At 36.9% G+C, this 19,283-nt stretch carries 19 protein-coding genes; 11 read left to right on the top strand and 8 right to left on the bottom strand.

The annotated features are described in order from the left end of the window. Positions 1–214 precede the first annotated feature (214 nt). From AAZR93_RS01425 to AAZR93_RS01415, 3 genes are read left to right on the top strand one after another with little or no spacing between them, the layout of a single operon-like run. Positions 215–661, top strand: a complete 447-nt coding sequence (locus AAZR93_RS01425) for a PTS sugar transporter subunit IIA (protein WP_294107544.1) — start codon at positions 215–217, stop codon at positions 659–661. A 21-nt stretch (positions 662–682) separates the two neighbouring features. Beyond that, a complete protein-coding gene (locus tag AAZR93_RS01420) occupies positions 683–970 on the top strand; it encodes a PTS sugar transporter subunit IIB (RefSeq protein WP_294107546.1) in 288 nt (95 codons plus the stop codon). Positions 971–981: 11 nt separating this feature from the next. Beyond that, complete coding sequence (locus tag AAZR93_RS01415; protein ID WP_294107548.1) at positions 982–2,238, top strand: PTS ascorbate transporter subunit IIC; 1,257 nt, start codon at positions 982–984, stop codon at positions 2,236–2,238. A 53-nt stretch (positions 2,239–2,291) separates the two neighbouring features. Here the strand turns inward: AAZR93_RS01415 and AAZR93_RS01410 are convergent, their stop codons facing one another. The 4 genes from AAZR93_RS01410 to AAZR93_RS01395 form a co-directional block, all read right to left on the bottom strand. Next, the gene (locus AAZR93_RS01410; protein WP_434718771.1) at positions 2,292–3,101 is read right to left on the bottom strand and encodes a hypothetical protein; all 810 of its coding nucleotides are present in this window, start codon (positions 3,099–3,101) and stop codon (positions 2,292–2,294) included. Positions 3,102–3,347: 246 nt separating this feature from the next. Beyond that, positions 3,348–3,851 (bottom strand): DUF523 domain-containing protein, encoded by a 504-nt coding sequence (locus tag AAZR93_RS01405; protein ID WP_434718770.1) that lies wholly within the window; start codon positions 3,849–3,851, stop codon positions 3,348–3,350. A 304-nt stretch (positions 3,852–4,155) separates the two neighbouring features. Next, positions 4,156–5,097 (bottom strand): SPFH domain-containing protein, encoded by a 942-nt coding sequence (locus tag AAZR93_RS01400; protein ID WP_434718769.1) that lies wholly within the window; start codon positions 5,095–5,097, stop codon positions 4,156–4,158. A 186-nt stretch (positions 5,098–5,283) separates the two neighbouring features. Next, positions 5,284–6,021: an aspartate/glutamate racemase family protein gene (locus AAZR93_RS01395; RefSeq protein WP_434718768.1), complete on the bottom strand. Its 738-nt coding sequence runs from the start codon at positions 6,019–6,021 to the stop codon at positions 5,284–5,286. 120 nt (positions 6,022–6,141) lie between these two features. Between AAZR93_RS01395 and AAZR93_RS01390 the strand changes: the two genes are divergently transcribed. After that, complete coding sequence (locus AAZR93_RS01390) at positions 6,142–7,026, top strand: LysR substrate-binding domain-containing protein (RefSeq protein WP_434718767.1); 885 nt, start codon at positions 6,142–6,144, stop codon at positions 7,024–7,026. 101 nt (positions 7,027–7,127) lie between these two features. On the opposite strand, the gene AAZR93_RS01385 is transcribed toward AAZR93_RS01390, so the two are convergent. Beyond that, positions 7,128–8,411, bottom strand: coding sequence for a dicarboxylate/amino acid:cation symporter (locus tag AAZR93_RS01385; protein WP_294107558.1), 1,284 nt, complete (start codon positions 8,409–8,411; stop codon positions 7,128–7,130). A gap of 311 nt (positions 8,412–8,722) precedes the next feature. Then, complete coding sequence (locus tag AAZR93_RS01380; RefSeq protein WP_434718766.1) at positions 8,723–10,180, bottom strand: PLP-dependent aminotransferase family protein; 1,458 nt, start codon at positions 10,178–10,180, stop codon at positions 8,723–8,725. 196 nt (positions 10,181–10,376) lie between these two features. Between AAZR93_RS01380 and AAZR93_RS01375 the strand changes: the two genes are divergently transcribed. From AAZR93_RS01375 to fhuB, 5 genes are all read left to right on the top strand, one after another. Beyond that, the gene (locus tag AAZR93_RS01375) at positions 10,377–10,808 is read left to right on the top strand and encodes a carboxymuconolactone decarboxylase family protein (protein ID WP_294107563.1); all 432 of its coding nucleotides are present in this window, start codon (positions 10,377–10,379) and stop codon (positions 10,806–10,808) included. Positions 10,809–11,078: 270 nt separating this feature from the next. Continuing rightward, positions 11,079–13,163: a TonB-dependent siderophore receptor gene (locus AAZR93_RS01370; protein WP_434719613.1), complete on the top strand. Its 2,085-nt coding sequence runs from the start codon at positions 11,079–11,081 to the stop codon at positions 13,161–13,163. 61 nt (positions 13,164–13,224) lie between these two features. Next, positions 13,225–14,001, top strand: a complete 777-nt coding sequence (locus AAZR93_RS01365; RefSeq protein ID WP_434718765.1) for an ABC transporter ATP-binding protein — start codon at positions 13,225–13,227, stop codon at positions 13,999–14,001. Next, the gene (locus AAZR93_RS01360) at positions 13,992–14,915 is read left to right on the top strand and encodes an iron-siderophore ABC transporter substrate-binding protein (RefSeq protein WP_434718764.1); all 924 of its coding nucleotides are present in this window, start codon (positions 13,992–13,994) and stop codon (positions 14,913–14,915) included. Before AAZR93_RS01365 ends, AAZR93_RS01360 begins: the two co-directional genes overlap by 10 nt. After that, the gene (fhuB, locus tag AAZR93_RS01355) at positions 14,912–16,885 is read left to right on the top strand and encodes a Fe(3+)-hydroxamate ABC transporter permease FhuB (protein WP_434718763.1); all 1,974 of its coding nucleotides are present in this window, start codon (positions 14,912–14,914) and stop codon (positions 16,883–16,885) included. Before AAZR93_RS01360 ends, fhuB begins: the two co-directional genes overlap by 4 nt. Positions 16,886–16,949: 64 nt before the next feature. On the opposite strand, the gene map is transcribed toward fhuB, so the two are convergent. Together map and AAZR93_RS01345 are read right to left on the bottom strand one after the other, a co-directional pair. Further along, positions 16,950–17,720, bottom strand: a complete 771-nt coding sequence (gene map / locus AAZR93_RS01350) for a type I methionyl aminopeptidase (protein WP_434718762.1) — start codon at positions 17,718–17,720, stop codon at positions 16,950–16,952. Next, on the bottom strand, positions 17,713–17,919 hold the full coding sequence (locus AAZR93_RS01345; protein ID WP_294107574.1) for a ParD-like family protein: 207 nt from the start codon (positions 17,917–17,919) through the stop codon (positions 17,713–17,715). The genes map and AAZR93_RS01345 overlap by 8 nt, the downstream gene beginning before the upstream one ends. A 327-nt stretch (positions 17,920–18,246) precedes the next feature. Here AAZR93_RS01345 and AAZR93_RS01340 point away from each other — a divergent pair, with 327 nt between their 5' ends. Further along, complete coding sequence (locus tag AAZR93_RS01340; RefSeq protein ID WP_434718761.1) at positions 18,247–18,672, top strand: universal stress protein; 426 nt, start codon at positions 18,247–18,249, stop codon at positions 18,670–18,672. Positions 18,673–18,852: 180 nt separating this feature from the next. Continuing rightward, positions 18,853–19,281, top strand: a complete 429-nt coding sequence (locus AAZR93_RS01335) for a DUF5339 family protein (RefSeq protein ID WP_434718760.1) — start codon at positions 18,853–18,855, stop codon at positions 19,279–19,281. The last annotated feature ends 2 nt before the right edge of the window (positions 19,282–19,283 follow it).

Genomic DNA, 19,283 nt, shown 5'->3' with positions numbered 1-19,283 from the left:
AGTATTGCCTATCCCGCCTAACTTACCACAGGTTGGATTTGTTAATTAACCGGCAATCATGCTTCTTTTCACTTTATTGTCTATATTTACCTAAAATGATAGCGCTATCACGAAAACGACAAATACTGCTAGATAGCGCTACCATAGATCACTACTATTCGTTTCATTAATAGAAAAGCTAAAAAGAACTGTAACGATACCAGGAGTAAGTTTTATGTTGACGACATTACTAACACCAAACGTCATCCAAGTCGTAAATAGCGCCACTGACTGGCGTGACGCGATAAAAATAGCCTGTACCCCCTTAATTAATAATAAGTTCATCGAACCACGATACATTGACGCCATAATTCAATCGCATGAAAAAATAGGCCCTTATTATGTATTAGGCCCTGGTATTGCGATGCCACACGCGCGTCCTGAAGATGGTGTAAACCAATTATCTCTTGGACTTACCGTGATTAAACAAGGTGTTGAGTTTGGCTCTGATGGAAATGACCCAATCAAATTGCTCATTGTTCTTGCTGCTACAGATAGTAATAGCCATATCGGCGCTATCGCTAAGCTTGCCGAGCTATTTGATAATCAAGAAGATATTGATAGCATCATGCAATCAGAAAACGTAGATGACATTCTTAAAATCATCGCTAAATATGAATAATTGGGTATTAAGGTAAATATTATGAAAATTACTGTTGTTTGTGGAAATGGTCTTGGTACGAGTCTAATGATGGAAATGAGCATTAAGACAATATTAAAAGATCTACAAGTTAATGCAGAAGTTGACCACGTTGACCTTGGCTCAGCAAAAGGTACCGTGAGTGATATTTTTGTTGGCACAAAAGACATCGCAGAACAACTTGTTGCTCAACAAGTTGATGGCGAAATCGTTGCACTCGAAAATATGATAGACAAAGTGGCGATGAAAGATCGCCTCAGTGCTGCGTTAATTAAACTCGGCGCAATGTAAGCGGAGGCAATATGTCATTTTTTCGTTTTCTGATGCAAGATGTTTTATCTGAACCAGCAATTTTGGTCGGTCTGATCGCATTAATTGGTTTGATTGCTCAAAAAAAACCCGTTACTGAATGCATTAAAGGTACTATCAAAACCATTATGGGTTTTGTGATCTTAGGTGCTGGTGCAGGCCTAGTTGTCAGCTCTCTAGGTGATTTCTCTGCTATTTTCCAACACGCATTTGGTATTAATGGTGTTGTACCGAACAATGAAGCGATTGTTTCTATCGCTCAAAAAAGTTTCGGTCGTGAAATGGCAATGATTATGTTTTTTGCGATGTTAATCAATATTTTGATTGCTCGTTTAACACCATGGAAATTTATCTTCCTTACTGGTCACCATACATTATTTATGTCCATGATGATCGCCGTTATATTATCAATGGCAGGAATGGAAGGAACAGCATTAGTTGCACTCGGTTCAATCATTGTAGGCGTTTGTATGGTCTTCTTCCCTGCCATCGCACACCCTTATATGAAAAAAGTAACTGGTTCTGATGATGTTGCTATCGGTCACTTTTCGACTATTTCATATGTATTAGCCGGTTTCATTGGTAGTAAATTTGGGAATAAAGCGCATTCAACTGAAGATATGAATGTACCAAAAAGCTTGTTATTCCTACGTGATACTCCTGTTGCTATCTCTTTCACTATGTTCATTATTTTTATCATTACCTGTTTATTTGCAGGCGGTGATTATGTTCGTGAAGTCAGTGGTGGCAAAAACTGGTTCATGTTCTCATTAATGCAATCCATTACTTTTGCTGCGGGTGTTTACATCATATTGCAAGGTGTGCGTATGGTAATTGCAGAGATCGTACCTGCATTTAAAGGTATCTCAGATAAATTAGTACCAAATGCAAAACCTGCATTGGATTGCCCAGTTGTTTTCCCTTATGCTCCGAACGCGGTTTTAGTTGGCTTTTTGAGTAGCTTTGCAGCAGGTGTCATTGGTATGTTTATTCTCTATGCCTTAAACATGACCGTGATTATCCCAGGTGTTGTCCCACACTTCTTCGTTGGTGCTGCGGCTGGGGTCTTTGGTAACGCAACGGGTGGACGTCGTGGTGCAATCTTGGGTGCCTTTGCTCAAGGTTTATTGATCACATTTTTACCTGTGTTCTTGCTACCTGTTCTTGGGGACATTGGTATTGCGAATACTACCTTCAGTGACGCGGACTTTGGTGCCATCGGAATTTTATTAGGTATTATTGTTCGTTAATCATCAAGCTCTCCGTTAGCACAAGCTTACGGAGAGCTAAAATATAAATAAAACTATTTTGAAATCCAAGCTCCATCTCTAAACAGAAACTCTTGTAACAATGCTAAATCATCAGGCGTTACATGGATTACGCCTTCCCCTGGAATATCAATCTCAGCAATCATAAATAATGCCAATGTCGTTAATGACGGTAAGATTATTATCAACCAATTCTTTCCTTTCGTTCCTCGAATGTTATAGCCGATTAAAATATTTGAACAAATCGCAAAGAAAATAAGTAAAAACCACGTTGCATTAGGTATTTGATGACGCCAACTAGCCATAGTTTTTTGCTGGGAGAGATATAAATCACTAAATGACGATAATACAGAGGCAACAATAGGATTCGGAGATTGATTTGCTTCTTTTACTGCAATATTCCACAGTTGGCTTTGTTTATCGAGAGATATCATTCGCCATTGATTATTTTCATCACTGACCCCTGACTTAAAAAACTCAATACGAGCTTCTAGATACTGTTGTAGTAATTGTGAAGCTTCAGCTTTATCAGTACTATTATTTAATAGTTGAGCTCGTTGATATGCAGTACCTATTGCTATTGCTTCATTTTCCTCAGTTTGTTGTCGATTATTGTAACCATTAATAGATATCGATAGCACAAAACCGATGAGCAAGCCTAGCAACGATAAAATAGCACCTAGAATAATTTTAGCTTCGTCATCTGATGCTTCTTCATTTGCCGCTTTGCGTTTAAAAATATACTTACCAATATAAGCGGCCAGCACTAATAAAATAAAAGTAACAACAAACAACAAAATTGAATCAATCGGTGAATCATTAATTAATTCAGAAATATTAAACATAGAATATACCCGCAGAATAGATTTTCCGATGATATACCATAATACTAATATAATTATCTAGTTATTAAGTAGTTACAGGCTCATTTCAGATATTATATCCAAGATTATATCTTTTAATGATGAAATACAGGTCGGCTACATATCCATATCCCATTAATATAGTATAAATGCGCAAAATATCAGATAAGTACTATTATGCTTTAGCTAAAAGCAATATTGGTATAAAAACGACCAATCTAAATATTATCATCCATTATCAACAATAGTAGTATTACGAATAAGATAATGGTGAATAATATCACTTAAAGTTGGGTTATTTTCATCGATAACCTCGATACCGTGCTGTTTAAAAAGTGCAGTACAAACGCCCATACCTACCTTTAAAGTCCCATCAAAATGACCACTATAGATATACTGACTTCCACATGAAGGACTATTCGCTTTGAGAACTACTAAATCTATTTTATTTTCTTTTAGCATATTTAGGGCAATATGAGCACCTTGAATAAACTGCTCAGTCACATCATTTCCTAAACTCTCTATGACTTTAGCGTTACCAGCTAAAACATCGTCACCATTTCCACCTATAATTTCTGCTGATGGTCTCGGAGTAGGTAAACCGCCCAGTACTTCAGGGCAAATACCGATAACTAAACCAAGATCATAAAGTTTTTTCAATGGGGAATATAATTGATGTTTACCATCATATCTAACGCAATAACCAAGTAGGCAGGAACTTACTGCTATCATTAGCAACCTCAAAGACTTTATCTATATTTATCGTACAGAGGTAAATTTTAATTCTCAGTGTAGACAACCAATTAGAGAACTAGCGCATTTATCTTCATACCAAAAAACCGCCAAAAATACTCTTTGCATAGTATCTATAAATAAAAGGCTAAACACTAACAAATTTATTAAATCATTATGATTACTATAAATAAAAAATAGCCCACTCTATTACTAGGTGAGCTATTTTATTCACTATAGTTTAAATTGATAACAATCTGCTATTAACTAAAGTAAAATTATAATAATAAACAAAATGTTATGATTAATTACTACGCATATCCATAATCATCTTACCATCATAATCTGCACCCACAACAATATTAGGGACTTCACCTTTATATTTTTGCGCTTTTATCTGTTCTATTTCCAATCTCTTCCAATTAATCATTTCTTGTGTAATTGTACGTTGCAATATGGCGTTTGATTCCGCTTCTTTTTGTGCTGCATATAATTTTGCATCTGCTTCTTGGCGCATAGCAAATGAACTTGCTTGCGCATTACGTTCTCTAGCAATAGCTTGTTGTTCTGATGATTCTCTTTCCGCCTCAGCTATTACTACCTTTTTCTGTGCAAGTTCACGCTCTTTTTCTGCTTCTGCTTTCGCTTGATTGATTTGCTCTTGGCGCATTTTTGTATTAACGACCTGCTCTTGAACTACCTCAGGTAAGGTAATATCTTGGATCATAATTTCTTTAATAGTATAGCCATAAGGGGATGCATAATTTTGAATAGCATCACGAATAGATTCTTGAAGTTTTCTTTGAGTATCAGCGGTATACAAATCCTGTGCATTAGCAACATCTTTACCAAATTCTAAAATAGTCGATATTAATTTCTGGCGAACATATTTATCAAGAGCTTCGCTTTCCGTTCCTCCATTAATTCGTAACATAGGCGCTTTTGCACCATCAAATTGCAACATAACAGTAATATCAACTATCGATTTTAATTTATCCTGCGAAGGCACACGTAATTCTTTTAAAGAAACTCGGATATCTTTTGTTGAGTAGGTATCAAAGTTAGTAAATGGATTAATTGGAAAATGTAGTCCTGCATCATAAGCCACAGGATCAACTTTTCCTAAAAAAGTTCCTACTTTAACTGAGCCATCTTGTACAATCGTATACGAATTTATACTTACCAATCCTAAAACTAATAATATAGCAGCAGCTATAACTAATTTTATCATCGATTTAAACTGCATCTTCTTATCCCTATCTAGTTATTGTCATTATAATAAAGCGCTTATTGTCCTTACTATAAAAATAACTACAAGTGTAACAATCCTAAAATAAATATTTTTAGCCATTGCAACGATGCGATAATTTTTTTTGATAAAGTAATAACTGTCTATTTAATAATCAAATATTTCAAGATAATTGTATAGATTTCATAATGCAGAAGATAGTTTATTATCTTCCGTTTCATTTACTATATTAGTTAGATTATACCAGCTCACTGTTTCCTTAATAAGTTCTTCAGTAGCATCAATAAAGTCATCGGGTGATTTAATTGATAACTCATTCAATATGATGGGGAGCTCGGTACATCCCATTATAAATTTATTCATACCTAATGATTTAAGTTGGTTAACATAAGGAAAGATTAATTCTTTAGCCAACTCCAGATCTCCTGACTTATATGAAATAATACTTTGCATTACCTTATATTGATTAACTTCATCTGGTACAAAGCATTCAATTCCATAATTTCTTAGTTTTTCTTGATATAATTTTGTATAAATAGTCGCGCTTGTTGCTAACAAAGCAACTTTTTTAATACCTGAGTTAATAATTTTATTACAGGCAGCATCAATAATACTAATAAAATGAATATTAACAATTTTCTTTAGATCTTCATACCAATAATGTGCCGTATTACAAGGCATAATAATACAAGATACACCTGCATTTTCGAGCAATTTAAGTGAATCTATCATTGCAGGTAAAGGTGATAATCCTTGATGAATAATATTTTCTGTTCTATCTGGAATATCAGGAATAGAAACGATAATAATAGGAATATGATCTTGGTCTTTTTTAGCATGTGTATTAGCTATCAATTTTGAAAAAGCATCAGCCGTTGCACCAGGTCCCATTCCACCTAGCATACCTATTATTTTTTTCATATACCCTCCTTGAAATTAAATATATTTTGACACAATGCTGCCTTTCAGTAATTGCAGAGTTTCGCTAAGGTATGCTAAATTTGCATAATAAATTAATAACTAAAATAATTTGGTGGAACAATGATCAGTAATTTAGAAATAAAATGGCTACATGATATTGTCGTATTAGAAGAATATCGAAGTTTCACTTTAGCAGCAGAAAAACGAAATATTTCTCAATCCTCTTTTAGCCGACGCATTCAATCTATTGAGTCTGCCGTAGGTTTTGAAATATTTGATCGAAATACAAATCCGCTTCAACTTACACCCCAAGGAAAAAACTTTATTGTTTATGCCAGAAACTTACTTGATGATATCTATTTCCAAATAAATAAAATTAAGGGCGTAGATAATAGCAAACAACGTATTAATATATCAGCCGCACATTCACTTTCTGTTTTTTTACTACCTGATTTTATTTCTCAGTTTTCTCATGATACTGACAAAATATTTTTTGTTGAATCTATCAATGTTGACGAAGCTGTTCACAAATTAAAAGATGGACAAAGTGATTTTATTCTTTCATTTTATAATGAAGAGCTCATGTCATCTCCATTCTTGCATGCGAAAATACTCGAAAGTCGCTTACATTTAGTCTCTTTGTGTGATGTCCATAAGCAACCTATTTTTAAATTAGGTGACCCATTATTACCCTTAATGAAATATACCGATGAAAGCTATATGGGCCGACAAGTTAATCAATTAATGAGTAAACTAGATAATTTGTCTTTTGAATTATCATTTGTTTCTTCTATGAGTGATGTATTGAAACGTATGGTACTCAATGGGAGTGGTGTTGGTTGGTTACCTGATTATTCAATTAAGAATGAAATTGAAAAAAAAGAATTATCTATTTTAGACGATCAACTTTCTATCACAATGGGAGTTTATATTTATCGTACCGAGGCGAGGCTAAATGTTTCTTCTGAGCGCTTTTGGCAATTTATGCGCAACCAAAAATTATAAATAATACGATTTTTATTACCCTCTTCCTTCTTGCGTAATTATTCACCTAATTCATTACGCTAAGAAGGAAGCGGTTTTTAAAGCGCTATCTAATATTGGAGTTATGATGTTGTGGTTACTTTTTCATTTAAAGTAACGTCAGGTTCTTCATGTAAGTTCCCTTTTCTCTCTTCTAATCGAGAGATCACAGCGGTTGAAATACTGTTGCCGACTACATTTGTTGCAGTTCGTCCCATATCAAGGAACTGATCGATACCAAGTAACAATAAAATTCCCGCTTCTGGCAAATTAAACATTGGTAAAGTTGCAGCGACAACCACAATTGATGCCCTTGCGACCCCTGCCATTCCTTTACTGGTAACCATTAAGGTTAATAAAATCAAGATTTGCTCAGTAATACTTAAATCTATGCCGTAAGCATTTGCGATAAATAAGACAGCAAAAGATTGATACATCATCGAGCCATCAAGGTTAAATGAATAACCTAAGGGTAAAACAAAACTAGTAACTTTCTTAGGCACCCCATATTGGTTCAATGCTTCCATCGTTTTCGGATAAGCAGACTCGCTGCTGGCAGTAGCGAATGCAAGAGCAACAGGTTCTCGAATTAATTTACCTAAATTAAAGACTGATTTTCCTAAGAAGAAATAACCCGCACTAAATAAAACCACCCATAATAAAGCAAGCGCCACATAGAATAGGCCAATTAACTTACCATAGTCATATAGTAACCCTAAACCTTCTACTGTTACCGCAGAGGCAATTGCTGCAAATACCGCGATAGGTGCAAAACTCATGACGTAGTCAGTCACGCGAAACATAATACGAGACAAATCTTCAATTAGTGTCACAATTGGGCTTTTTTTATCTTTACAAATAAACGCTAATCCTGAACCAAAAAATATTGAGAAAACTAATATCTGTAAAATCTCATTATTCGCCATTGCTTCTGCAAAACTTTTCGGAAAAATATGCGTAATAAAGGCTTTTAATGTAAATCCTGAAGTATTTAATCCACTATCAACCGCGACTGCTGGTACAGCTAAATTAAGCCCTACGCCTAATTGGAATACATTAACAAAAATCATACCAATCGCTAATGAAATAATCGCTGCGCTAATAAACCAAACCATTGCTTTAATTGTTATGCTACCTACGGAAGATGAGCCCCCCATAGAAACAAGACCTGAGACAATAGTCGCAAATACAAGTGGAGCAATAATCATTTTAATTAAACGCAAAAATACATCTGTAATAATATTCATATAAGAAGCAATATTTTTTGCCTCTTCTACCGATGCGGCGTAATTATGACATCCCCAACCTAATATAACGCCAAGCCCTATTGCAATAATAATTTGCTTCATCAATTTTTGTCTATTCATTCGGACCCCTATTGTATTTATCTAAAGTCTTTGATATTAACAAGACCCTTTTATTGAGGCGACTCTTGAGCCTAAAATGGATAGTTACATTTTTTTAACTTAAAGAGAAATGCAAATGGACGAAATAGTATGCAAAAAACGCATAGCCATCCAAGTAATTACAACCAATTGAATCATAACGAAATTAATAAAATTAATTTAGCATCACATTTTAATATTCAATATTTTTATCAGTTTTATTTAATTATCTTAATTGACGTTATGCTTTATTTTCTTAATTTAAAAATCAATCTTAAGCTAAATTACTCATTTTAAATTAACATTTTTGAACTTATTTCCCTTAATTGCTTACAGTATTGGTCAGCGATAGCCTCATTCTTAATATTTGTAAATCCTAGCATGAGTATTTGCTTATTACTGCTATTCATACTCCACTCATCAAGTGATTCTAGACCAAAACCATTTTGATTCGCGACTGCTGCAAATTGTTTTGATGATTGGCCATTAATAATTTTCACGACAATATGCATACCACCCGATTGCATTTGAATTTCAAAAATCTCTGATAGATTATGTACTATTGCATCAATCAAATATTGTCTTCTTTGACGATATAAATTTCGCATTTTACGTAAATGCCGAGCAAAATGCCCATCATGAATAAATCGATGTGTAATTTCTTGCTGCCAAATAGAACTTTGATTACTTATAATTTTAGCAACCGAATAAAACTGAGCTATCTGTGAGTTAGGAACAACAATATAAGATAATCGTAATGCAGGAAATAGCGCTTTACTCATCGTACCGCAGTAAATAACTCGCTCATGTTTATCTAAACTTTTCAATGCCGGTAATGGACGACCTTGATAACGAAATTCACCATCATAATCATCTTCGATAATCCAGCTTTGGTTACTATCAGCCCAATCAAGTAATTCTATTCTTCGAGCTAACGTTAACGAAACATTTGTCGGGCTTTGATGGGTCGGTGTAACTAAAGCAAATCTTGCTTTTGGCGCTACTTTTTCGCCCTGTTTAACAACTATACCGTGACTATCAACCTCGATTGGTGTCAATTTCATGCCAATATGCTGTAAATATGAACGCGCAATATGATAGCCCGGTTCTTCAAACCAACCTATGTCCCCGATTTTAAATAAACTTTGCATAATTAGCGTTAAGCTGGCGCAATAACCCGCACTAATAAATATTTGGTCCGGTGTACAATTGATCCCCCGAGACATAACTAAATAGCGAGCTAGATCTTCACGTAAACTGAATAAGCCTTGAGGGTCTGGGTAACTTAGCTGTGTTGTACTCGCTTCTCGTAAAATACTTGCTGATAGCCTTGACCATAATTTGACAGGAAATACATCTAATGCAGGAATTCCTAATTTAAATGGAGCAATATTTTGTGGATACTCGGTTATATTATACTGTTGCTTATTCTCCTGCTTTTGATCTTTTTTTTCTGATACGACAGCATCTACAACATGATATTTATTAGTCTGATGGTCTTGTATATTTTTCACCGACTGAGCAATAAAGGTTCCCTTAGCACCTTTAGCCACCAGCAATCCTTCACTAATCAGCAACTGATATGCGAGTTCTATCGTTCCTCGAGCCACATTTAATTCACTCGCAAGAGCTCGTATTGAAGGAATACGCTGGAAAGCCTGTAGCTGCCCATTATTTATTCCTTCATGAAAACGTTGATAAACTTGCAAATAAAGTGGTGTATTAGCTGCTGTATCAATTTGTAGAAACATTTTTAACACATCTTGTCCTAGTGATATTTTTTATTCTTGCCCCTTTATTATAGGCCAAGATGCTTTAATATGCGCTACAGTTATTTAAATGTGCTAAAACAGACAAAACAAGAATGTGTAGTATATAGACACCCACACCAATGAAGACAATAAGCTGCATATTATCTTGATGCTTTAATTATATGAGGAATTAGTTATGAGTACGTTACGTCTAGCCTACAACATACTGTCACCAGAAGCCTACAAAGGTTTAATTGATTGCAAAAATGCACTAGAAAAAAGTGGATTAGGTAAAGAACTCATCGAGTTAGTTTATCTTAGAATTTCTCAAATTAACGGCTGTGCTTTTTGCCTTGATATGCATGCCACCTCATTGCGCGCTGCGGGTGTTAGCAATAAGAAAATTGATACCTTAGCGGGTTGGCAAGTCAGCCATCATTTTACTGAAAAAGAACGAGCTGCATTAGCTTGGACGGAATCTGTCGCAAATATTGCACAAACAGTGGCTCCTGACTCACTATTTAATCATGTAAAACTTCACTTTAGTGACGTACAAATTTCTGATTTAACCCTTGCGATAGGCTTAATGAGTGCATTCAATCGTGTCGCAATTGCATTAAGACAGTAGCCGCTTTACGTTAAATTAACGGCAATCACTAAAAATAAAAAGGAGGTCAAATTCATGGCCTCTTTTTTGATATAGACGTTAATCAACTGATTAATTTTAATTTTTTTACTCGTCATACCATCTGTTACTTTTCAAATTCATGATTTTATATCCTGCAAAACTCTCTATTTCTCATCATTTACATAATAATTATGTCACTTAATACAATTATTAGTAATAATAGTCATTACTATTATCATTCTCTATTCGGATTTATACACTGTGAATAACATGACGCCTTTCAAACAACACCCGCTAACACCCGTTTTATTAAGTGCCATTGCCGCATCATTTTCAATTTCCAGTGCTTTTGCAGAAACGCCGAATAGTGAGAAATCTGACACCTTAGTCGTCAGTGCTCAAGCTCTTAAAGTGAATACATCACTACAAGAAACCCCTAAATCCGTTTCAGTGATCACCCAAGAAGAGCTAGAAACACGCGCACCACAAAAGCTTGATGAGGCGTTACGTTATACTTCTGGCGTAGTTTCACAACCTTACGGCGCCGATAACGATACCGACTGGTTTAAAGTACGCGGGTTTGATGCCGCAACTTATTTAGATAACAGCCGCCTATTTCGCGATGGTTATTACACTTGGCTATTAGAGCCTTATGGCTTCGAACGTATTGAAGTGGTTAAAGGGGCTTCTGCCGTTTTATTCGGTGAATCAACACCCGGTGGCGCAGTAAACGTCGTGACTAAAAAACCGTTATTTACCCCCAAAGGCGAAGTTTTCCTTGAGACGGGAAATAATGACCAACGAGGATTCGGTTTGGATGTCGCTGGTAATGCCAATGATGAAGGCAATGTACGCTACCGTCTTGTTGGAACAATGAAAAAAAGTGATGGTGAACTAAAAGGCACAGATAATGAACGTGTTTATATCGCCCCGAGCTTAGCCATTGATATCTCTGACGATACGATGCTGACATTAATGGGTACCTATTTACATGATGATGGTACTCCCACGAATCCATTCTTCCCTGCCGCAGGCACAACTATCAAATCACCTTTTGGTAAAATTAAACCATCAACTAATTTAGGTGAACCCGATTACGATAAATATAAACGTAGTCAATTATCCGCAGGCTATCTACTTGAACACAGTATTAATGATTCATGGCGCTTTTCTCAACGCTTAAATTACGGCTACAATAAATTAACCTTGCGCAGTGTTTATGCATTCCCTAATGCGGATACCTCCGTCAGTGAACTAAGCCGAGGTGTAGTATTTCGTGACGGTAAAAATCAAAGTATAACTTTTGATAATAATATTGTTGGTGAATGGGATTCTGAACGTTTCGAACATACCCTGTTGACTGGTGTTGAGCTCCAATATCACCAAACCAAAGGGGATGAACAAGACAACTATAATTTTGACAAAATTAATCCTTGGAACCCTATCTATGGTAAATACACCCCAATTGACCCTGCGAATAACATCAATCGCACCATTGATAAAACACAATCGAGCCTCTACTCACAGTACCAAGTGAAATTTGACAGCCAATGGATAGGTGTTGCTGGCCTTCGCTATGATTGGGTTAAAACTGAAAATAAAAATAAAACTCAGCAAATTAATAAATCACGTAATGATGGTGAGTTTAGCTTGAATACCGGAGTGATGTATTTAGCTGATAATGGACTTTCTCCTTATGCAAGTTACTCACAATCATTTGAAGTGCTAAGCACCATTGACCCAGAAACAGGTAAACTCTATGACCCACTAAAAGGTGAGCAAGTTGAAGTGGGTGTAAAATATACTCCAAACTATTTTGATGGATATATCAATGTTGCCTGGTTCGATATTGAACAAAAAAATGCGTTGGTGACTAATCCAAAAACATTTGTATCCACACAAACAGGAAAAGTAACCTCAACAGGTATTGAAACTGAGGCTATGGTGCAGCTAACGGACAATTTCAACGTTCAAGCCGCCTATACCTATACCAACGCAAAAACAGATAACACGGGTGACCGCGGCAAAAAGCAAGCAGGACTAATCCCTAAACATATGGCCTCTGCTTGGGCAAATTACACTATCCCACTGACAGATACCCAAGAAATCACATTAGGATCAGGCGTTCGATATTTAGGTCAGTCAAAAGATAATCCAGCTAATTTAGCCAGTAATATTACAGTACCGAGTGCCACACTTTGGGATGCCGCAGCAACCTATAAACTCAATAAACAATGGCAGTTACAGGTGAATATCAATAACCTACTCAATAAAGAATACGTTTCTGCCTGTGATTATTACTGCTATTACGGTCAGTCTCGTTCCGTTCTTATCCAAACAAAATACAACTGGTAATCTGCTTCGCTCACGCCCTATCATTTAATAGGGCGTAGTTTTTTTATTTGAGAAAATTTTTATGTTTGAACTTCGTGATATTCACATTGTACGAGATGGACGCCCGATTTTATCGATTCCATCACTAACGCTACCGACGACTGAATTAACCGTTGTATTGGGGCACAATGGCTCAGGCAAATCGACACTCGTTAATTTACTTGCAGGTCAAGCAGTACCAGACCAAGGCACCGTTCATCTTGATGGCAAAAACCTTGCACATTACAATAAAAAAATGCTCGCAAGGCAACTGGCTTTTTTGCCACAAAAATTACCTGCATCCGCAGGTTTATCAGTACGCGAACTTGTACGCTTAGGCCGATTTCCTTGGCGTGGCGCCTTCGGTCGCTGGCATCAAGATGATAAAACTATTGTCAGCCAAGCTATGGATAAAGCCGGTGTCTCTTTTTTTGCGGATACTCTCGCCGATAATTTATCCGGCGGTGAGCGGCAACGCGCTTGGGTTGCCATGTTACTGGCCCAGCAATCTCCTGTTTTAATATTGGATGAACCTACATCAGCACTAGATATTCATCACCAATATCAATTAATGAATTTACTACGTGAGCTCAATAGAACCCAAGATGTCGGTATTATCGTCATTTTGCATGACTTAAATTTAGCCTTACAGTATGCCTCGCATATTGTTGCATTGAAGAATGGTCAAATAGCATTTGAAGGTCCTGCAAACTTATTAAATGATGAACAACGCCTATCTGATTTATATGAAACGCGTGTTCGGTTAATCGAACATCCTGAAGGCCCTAAAGGCTGTAAAGTGGCGGTGATATGCGATTAATTCCGTTGCCATTTACGCATTTAATTGTGCTGTTTTCACTACTGTTCAGTTCTCTAAGTTTTGCTGAAATCACAATTAATGACGATAGAAGTACTCAAACCTTTATCACTTCACCTGAACGTATTGTGGTACTTGATTGGGATTTATTAGAGCAAGTTTTATCTCTTGATATCATTCCGGTCGGTGCAACCGAAATTAATAGCTACAATCAATGGGTTGTTATGCCAGCAGCGCCTGAGTCTATTGATGAAGTAGGTACTCGTGCAGAGCCTAATCTTGAAAAAATCGCCTCGTTAAAACCTGACGTGATCCTTGCGACTAGCGCACAACAAGATTTAATTCCGTTATTACAACGAATTGCACCGGTGGTCTATTTAACCAATTTTTCGGCTCAAGATGATGCAGCAATTGTTGCTATCCGTCATTTTAAAACTTTGGCGACATTGTTTAATAAACAACAACAAGCAGAAAAACAATTAGCCCAGTTAGATAAACAGTTTGAGTTATTACGCGCAAAACTAGCACAAGTCTATCCTAACAATACTGAAGTCACCGTCATCCGATTTTCAACGCTGACCTCGGTATTTCTGCCAACGGAAAATGCGAGTATCAATTATGTTTTACAACGCTTAGGACTGAAACCTGCCGTAAAATTACCAGCACGACCTTGGGGGATCACTCAGCGCCGTATTAATGAACTTAGTCGTATTGATGATGGCTATGTTTTATTTCTACGTCCTTTTCCTGATGAAAAAAAACTTGCCGATGCTCGTTTATGGCAAGCGATGCCGTTTGTACAAAAAAATCAGGTAAATGGGGTCATTCCTGTGTGGAATTATGGCGGTGTCTATTCGCTACAACGTATGGCGCAAGCGATCACCGATAGCTTACTGGAGATTGCACCAGCACCATGAAAATAACCTCCTTATTCGGTTTTATTTTATTGCTCTTGGTATTAGCCATTGGCAATCTTCAATTAGAACCTGGGCTCTCTATTAGCCAGCAAATTAGTCTTATTTTTTCGCCACAATCAGCACAAAATTTTTCAGAAATTTTTTATCTTTATGGGCAACTACCTCGCTTAGTGATGGCGTTATTAGTGGGTGCGACATTGGGTTTAGTTGGCAGCTTAATGCAGCAACTAACACAAAATAATCTCACCTCTCCACTGACTTTAGGAACATCTTCTGGTGCTTGGCTTGGGCTGGTTATCCTATCGATCAGTTTCACTGATTTAAGTGCGGATTTTGCACCACTAGTCGCAATGGGTGGTGGATTATTAGCGTTTGTACTTGTTGTGACGATCACCGGACTACGTAACATGACAGGCCTACCTCTCATTGTTTCCGGCATGGTTGTTAATATTCTTCTCGGCGCTATCGCAACGGCGCTTATTACGCTAAACAGCCAATTTGCTCAAAATATTTTTATGTGGGGTGCCGGTGATTTAACACAAGATGGTTGGTCGGCAGTCATTCGATTGCTGCCACAATTATTACCTGCGTTATTTATTATTATTGCAGCCCCTCGAATTTTAACTGTCTTACGCCTTGGACATGACGGCGCACAGGCAAGAGGATTATCAGTTTTACCCATTTTTATTTTATTTATGGTTGTTGCTACATGGCTAGTTGCTGCCGTAATAAGCACTATTGGTGTGATTGGCTTTATTGGTTTATTAGCACCAAACATTGTCAGAGCTTTTGGTGCAAGAACAGCGCTGAGTGAATTGTTAGCAAGTGCCTTATTAGGTGCATTACTTCTGTTATTCGCTGACACTTTAGCCATTGCCATAAGCCAATGGTTACATTCCGTAATCCCAACAGGCGTCATGGCCGCTGCAATCGGAGCACCAGCACTGATTGCTTTTAGTCGCAGAACCTTTAAAGCCCAAGATAGCCTCACCCTACTATTAAAACCCATTATTCGCCCACAATGGTTGTACCGTGCAGGCGGCTGTATCATATTTTTACTTGCAGTAGGAATGACGCTCTCTGTTTTTTTACAAAACTCAGAACATGCCTTAGTTTGGCAATTACCAGAAGCATTTCAATGGGCACTTCGGTGGCCACGATTGCTAACAGCACTAATAGCGGGTATCGCTCTTTCTGTCGCGGGTACATTATTACAGCGCTTAATCTACAACCCTCTTGCAAGTCCAGATATTCTTGGCGTCTCTTCGGGAGCTACTGTAAGTTTGATTATGGTAAGCATGATTCTAGGGACAACCATACAAACTTCATTATGGGGAGTGGCTTTATTAGGCAGTTTACTGGTGTTAGCCTTGTTACTTTTATTAGGCCGACGACATCAATTTGCACCTGCGAGTCTGATATTGATCGGGATTTCGCTAACCGCCTGCCTTGAGGCCTTTGTCCAATTTTTCCTCGCTCAAGGAACGCTCAGCAATTATCGTATTCTATTGTGGCTTTCTGGTTCAACCTATCGAGTCAATGATCAACAAGCCATTCTATTCTCAATCATTGTTGTATTACTTGTTATTGTCACATTATCGCTAAGTCGCTGGTTAACATTGTTGAGTATTGGTCGTGCATTTTCCCAAGCTCGTGGATTACATGCGGGGAAAGCGACAATGTTACTGCTAGGATTAGTTGCTCTACTATGTGCTTTAGTAACAGCAACTGTAGGGCCTTTGGCTTTTATTGGGTTAGTCGCGCCTCATATGGCCGCACTGTTGGGGGCTCAGAAAGTGAAATCACAACTGATTTTGGGTAGCCTACTTGGTGCAACCTTAATGGTTTGGGCAGATTGGTTAGGACAACTCATTATTTATCCGTCCCAAATTGCAGCAGGGACTTTAGTTGCCATTCTTGGGGGTAGCTATTTTCTAGCCTTAATGGTGATCAATCGGTTCCGTACTTAATACTCATATTCATGCCTTCAGCTTGCATATAGAAGGCATGAATATTATTTCACTTTAAGCTGAATTACTTTTCTTCATCACGTAAAGTCAACACTTCATAACCATCTTTAGTCACTAAAATGGTATGTTCCGATTGTGCCGACAGCTTTTTATCACGAGTAACAACGGTCCAGCCATCTTTTTTAGTTTTGATTTTCATGGCACCTTGGTTAATCATTGGCTCAATCGTAAAGGTCATGCCCTCTTTAAGTACCACCCCTTTACCACGAATTCCATAATGTAATACTTGCGGGTCTTCATGCATTTCACGACCAATACCATGACCGCAATATTCACGGACAATACTGTAGCCATTGGATTCTGCATGATGCTGTATCGCAGAGCCAATATCCCCTAATGTAGCACCCGGCTTGACCTGCTTAATCCCTTCCCACATAGCGGCATAAGTATCTTTAACCAGTTTTTTTGCTAATGGGGATGCTTCAGGCATCGCATACATTTTGCTTGAGTCTGCAATAAAACCGTTTTTTTCGAGTGTAATATCGACATTAATAATATCTTTGGCTTTCAAGTACTCATCATCTTTGGGCACACCATGACAAACCACTTCATTAACGGACGTATTTAATACATAAGGATAGTCATATTGCCCTTTACTTGCCGGACGCGCTTGCAACTCATTGACGATATAACTTTCAACTTTATCGTTAATTTCCATGGTCGAGATACCCGGCACCATAATAGAATCTAACATGTTGAAAACACGTGCTAATAATCGGCCTGACTCACGCATCAGCTCAATCTCATCAGCTGTTTTGATGGTAATATTATTCATGCGTTTTTCCTTTTTGTTCAATAACTTCTTTTTCAAGCATTTCATTAATTAACATGGTAAATGTTTTATTTGGATTCAATTCAGCCTGCATACCTATTTTGATCCAAAACTCCGCTTGTGAATTGATTGAGCGCGACATGACCTGACTCGCATATCGCAAATAATCATGCAGTTCATCTGAAATTTTAACTATTCCCAAAATCGCACCCTTGAACATACAAAATATAGTTGTTTCATATATAGATCATATACCAACGAGGTTATTGATAAAAGTCATCAAGTAACTGATAGCACAAATCAGTCATCTAATTCGTCAATTTAGCCCTTATATCTTTCCTAAGATGAATACACCGTCAAAGTATTTTTTATTTGAATCCGTTATCCTAAATGTCGGGACGATATCGCCTCCCGTGATTTAGAGATATTTATTAATATTATGGGTATCTCTTATTTTATATACCCTATATCGCTAAAAACTTATAATTCAATACAGCATGGACTCAATAAATGAGAGCTGGAGAAAAACATGTATAACAAAATTTTAGTCCCTATTGATATTACAGAGAAAAGCTTGGCACATTTAGTTCTATCTCATATTCAATATCTTGCTGAATATGAACATGCTCATATTCATTTTCTAGCCGTGATCCCAACAATCCCGTTCTATACCACAATGGGATTTGGTTTCGCAGAAAAAGCGGATAGCGAGCAAGAAAATGTCACTAAAAAATTAGCTGAAATAATTAATGAATTTAAAATTCCAGCAAGCAAATATAGTGCTCAAGTTGTCATGGGAACGCCAAGAGATGAAATATTGCGTGTCTCTGAAGAAATTTCTGCGGATTTAATTGTGATTGGTTCAAGACGCCCAGGTATGTCAACCTACTTCCTAGGCTCAACTGCATCCATGATCATCCAAAACTCAAAAATATCGGTATTAACCGTTCGCTAATTCTCCCTTTAAATCAAATAACAAGAAATCTACCTCAGTGGATTTTTTGTTATTATTTTATTTTTTCACTAATAATTCCCTATCCTCCAAAATATTAGATTGTATTTATACCTAAATCCATGCACATTATCCTTATTTGATAATTAACCTAACATCCACACTTTTCCCTCTAGGAATCTAATGAAAAAATATTTACTTGGTATCAGCATCGCAGTAAGCGTGGTATTAGCAGCACTTCTGATTGTTGCCGCTATCATGTTTTACAATATGAAAGACAAAGCGATTGAGATCTTAGAACAAGTAAAATCAGGTGATTATGCTGAATTAGTAAAACAAAATACTCAAGATTTAGTACCTGAATCATTGAAAAATTTACAGGCAATAACTATTGAAGGCGATCAATGTGAATATTTTTATCAAAAAGTGGATTCTGTAATTGCTTACTTAAATGATAACCCTGAGATTACGGGCTCAGAAATATATTCAAACCAACTTTCAACGCTTAAAAGTACGATTGAAAAAACACCATCCACATTCAAAAATGCAGCCTGTGAAAAAGGGATATCTAGTTTGAATTACATTATTAATACAGTATCCCCCAGCCAATAAAG

The organism is Providencia sp. Je.9.19, from assembly GCF_051129765.1.
Classification (GTDB): domain Bacteria; phylum Pseudomonadota; class Gammaproteobacteria; order Enterobacterales; family Enterobacteriaceae; genus Providencia.
The sequence above is the reverse complement of the archived record's forward strand: the minus strand, read 5'-3'. Positions and strand labels throughout refer to the sequence as shown.

Excerpts from the sequence above, each read along its gene's own strand:
- AAZR93_RS01425 (WP_294107544.1), top strand. The coding sequence starts at position 215 with ATGTTGACGACATTACTAACACCAAACGTCATCCAAGTCGTAAATAGC.
- AAZR93_RS01420 (WP_294107546.1), top strand. The coding sequence starts at position 683 with ATGAAAATTACTGTTGTTTGTGGAAATGGTCTTGGTACGAGTCTAATG.
- AAZR93_RS01415 (WP_294107548.1), top strand. The coding sequence starts at position 982 with ATGTCATTTTTTCGTTTTCTGATGCAAGATGTTTTATCTGAACCAGCA.
- AAZR93_RS01410 (WP_434718771.1), bottom strand. The coding sequence starts at position 3,101 with ATGTTTAATATTTCTGAATTAATTAATGATTCACCGATTGATTCAATT.
- AAZR93_RS01405 (WP_434718770.1), bottom strand. The coding sequence starts at position 3,851 with ATGATAGCAGTAAGTTCCTGCCTACTTGGTTATTGCGTTAGATATGAT.
- AAZR93_RS01400 (WP_434718769.1), bottom strand. The coding sequence starts at position 5,097 with ATGCAGTTTAAATCGATGATAAAATTAGTTATAGCTGCTGCTATATTA.
- AAZR93_RS01395 (WP_434718768.1), bottom strand. The coding sequence starts at position 6,021 with ATGAAAAAAATAATAGGTATGCTAGGTGGAATGGGACCTGGTGCAACG.
- AAZR93_RS01390 (WP_434718767.1), top strand. The coding sequence starts at position 6,142 with ATGATCAGTAATTTAGAAATAAAATGGCTACATGATATTGTCGTATTA.
- AAZR93_RS01385 (WP_294107558.1), bottom strand. The coding sequence starts at position 8,411 with ATGAATAGACAAAAATTGATGAAGCAAATTATTATTGCAATAGGGCTT.
- AAZR93_RS01380 (WP_434718766.1), bottom strand. The coding sequence starts at position 10,180 with ATGTTTCTACAAATTGATACAGCAGCTAATACACCACTTTATTTGCAA.
- AAZR93_RS01375 (WP_294107563.1), top strand. The coding sequence starts at position 10,377 with ATGAGTACGTTACGTCTAGCCTACAACATACTGTCACCAGAAGCCTAC.
- AAZR93_RS01370 (WP_434719613.1), top strand. The coding sequence starts at position 11,079 with ATGACGCCTTTCAAACAACACCCGCTAACACCCGTTTTATTAAGTGCC.
- AAZR93_RS01365 (WP_434718765.1), top strand. The coding sequence starts at position 13,225 with ATGTTTGAACTTCGTGATATTCACATTGTACGAGATGGACGCCCGATT.
- AAZR93_RS01360 (WP_434718764.1), top strand. The coding sequence starts at position 13,992 with ATGCGATTAATTCCGTTGCCATTTACGCATTTAATTGTGCTGTTTTCA.
- fhuB (WP_434718763.1), top strand. The coding sequence starts at position 14,912 with ATGAAAATAACCTCCTTATTCGGTTTTATTTTATTGCTCTTGGTATTA.
- map (WP_434718762.1), bottom strand. The coding sequence starts at position 17,720 with ATGAATAATATTACCATCAAAACAGCTGATGAGATTGAGCTGATGCGT.
- AAZR93_RS01340 (WP_434718761.1), top strand. The coding sequence starts at position 18,247 with ATGTATAACAAAATTTTAGTCCCTATTGATATTACAGAGAAAAGCTTG.
- AAZR93_RS01335 (WP_434718760.1), top strand. The coding sequence starts at position 18,853 with ATGAAAAAATATTTACTTGGTATCAGCATCGCAGTAAGCGTGGTATTA.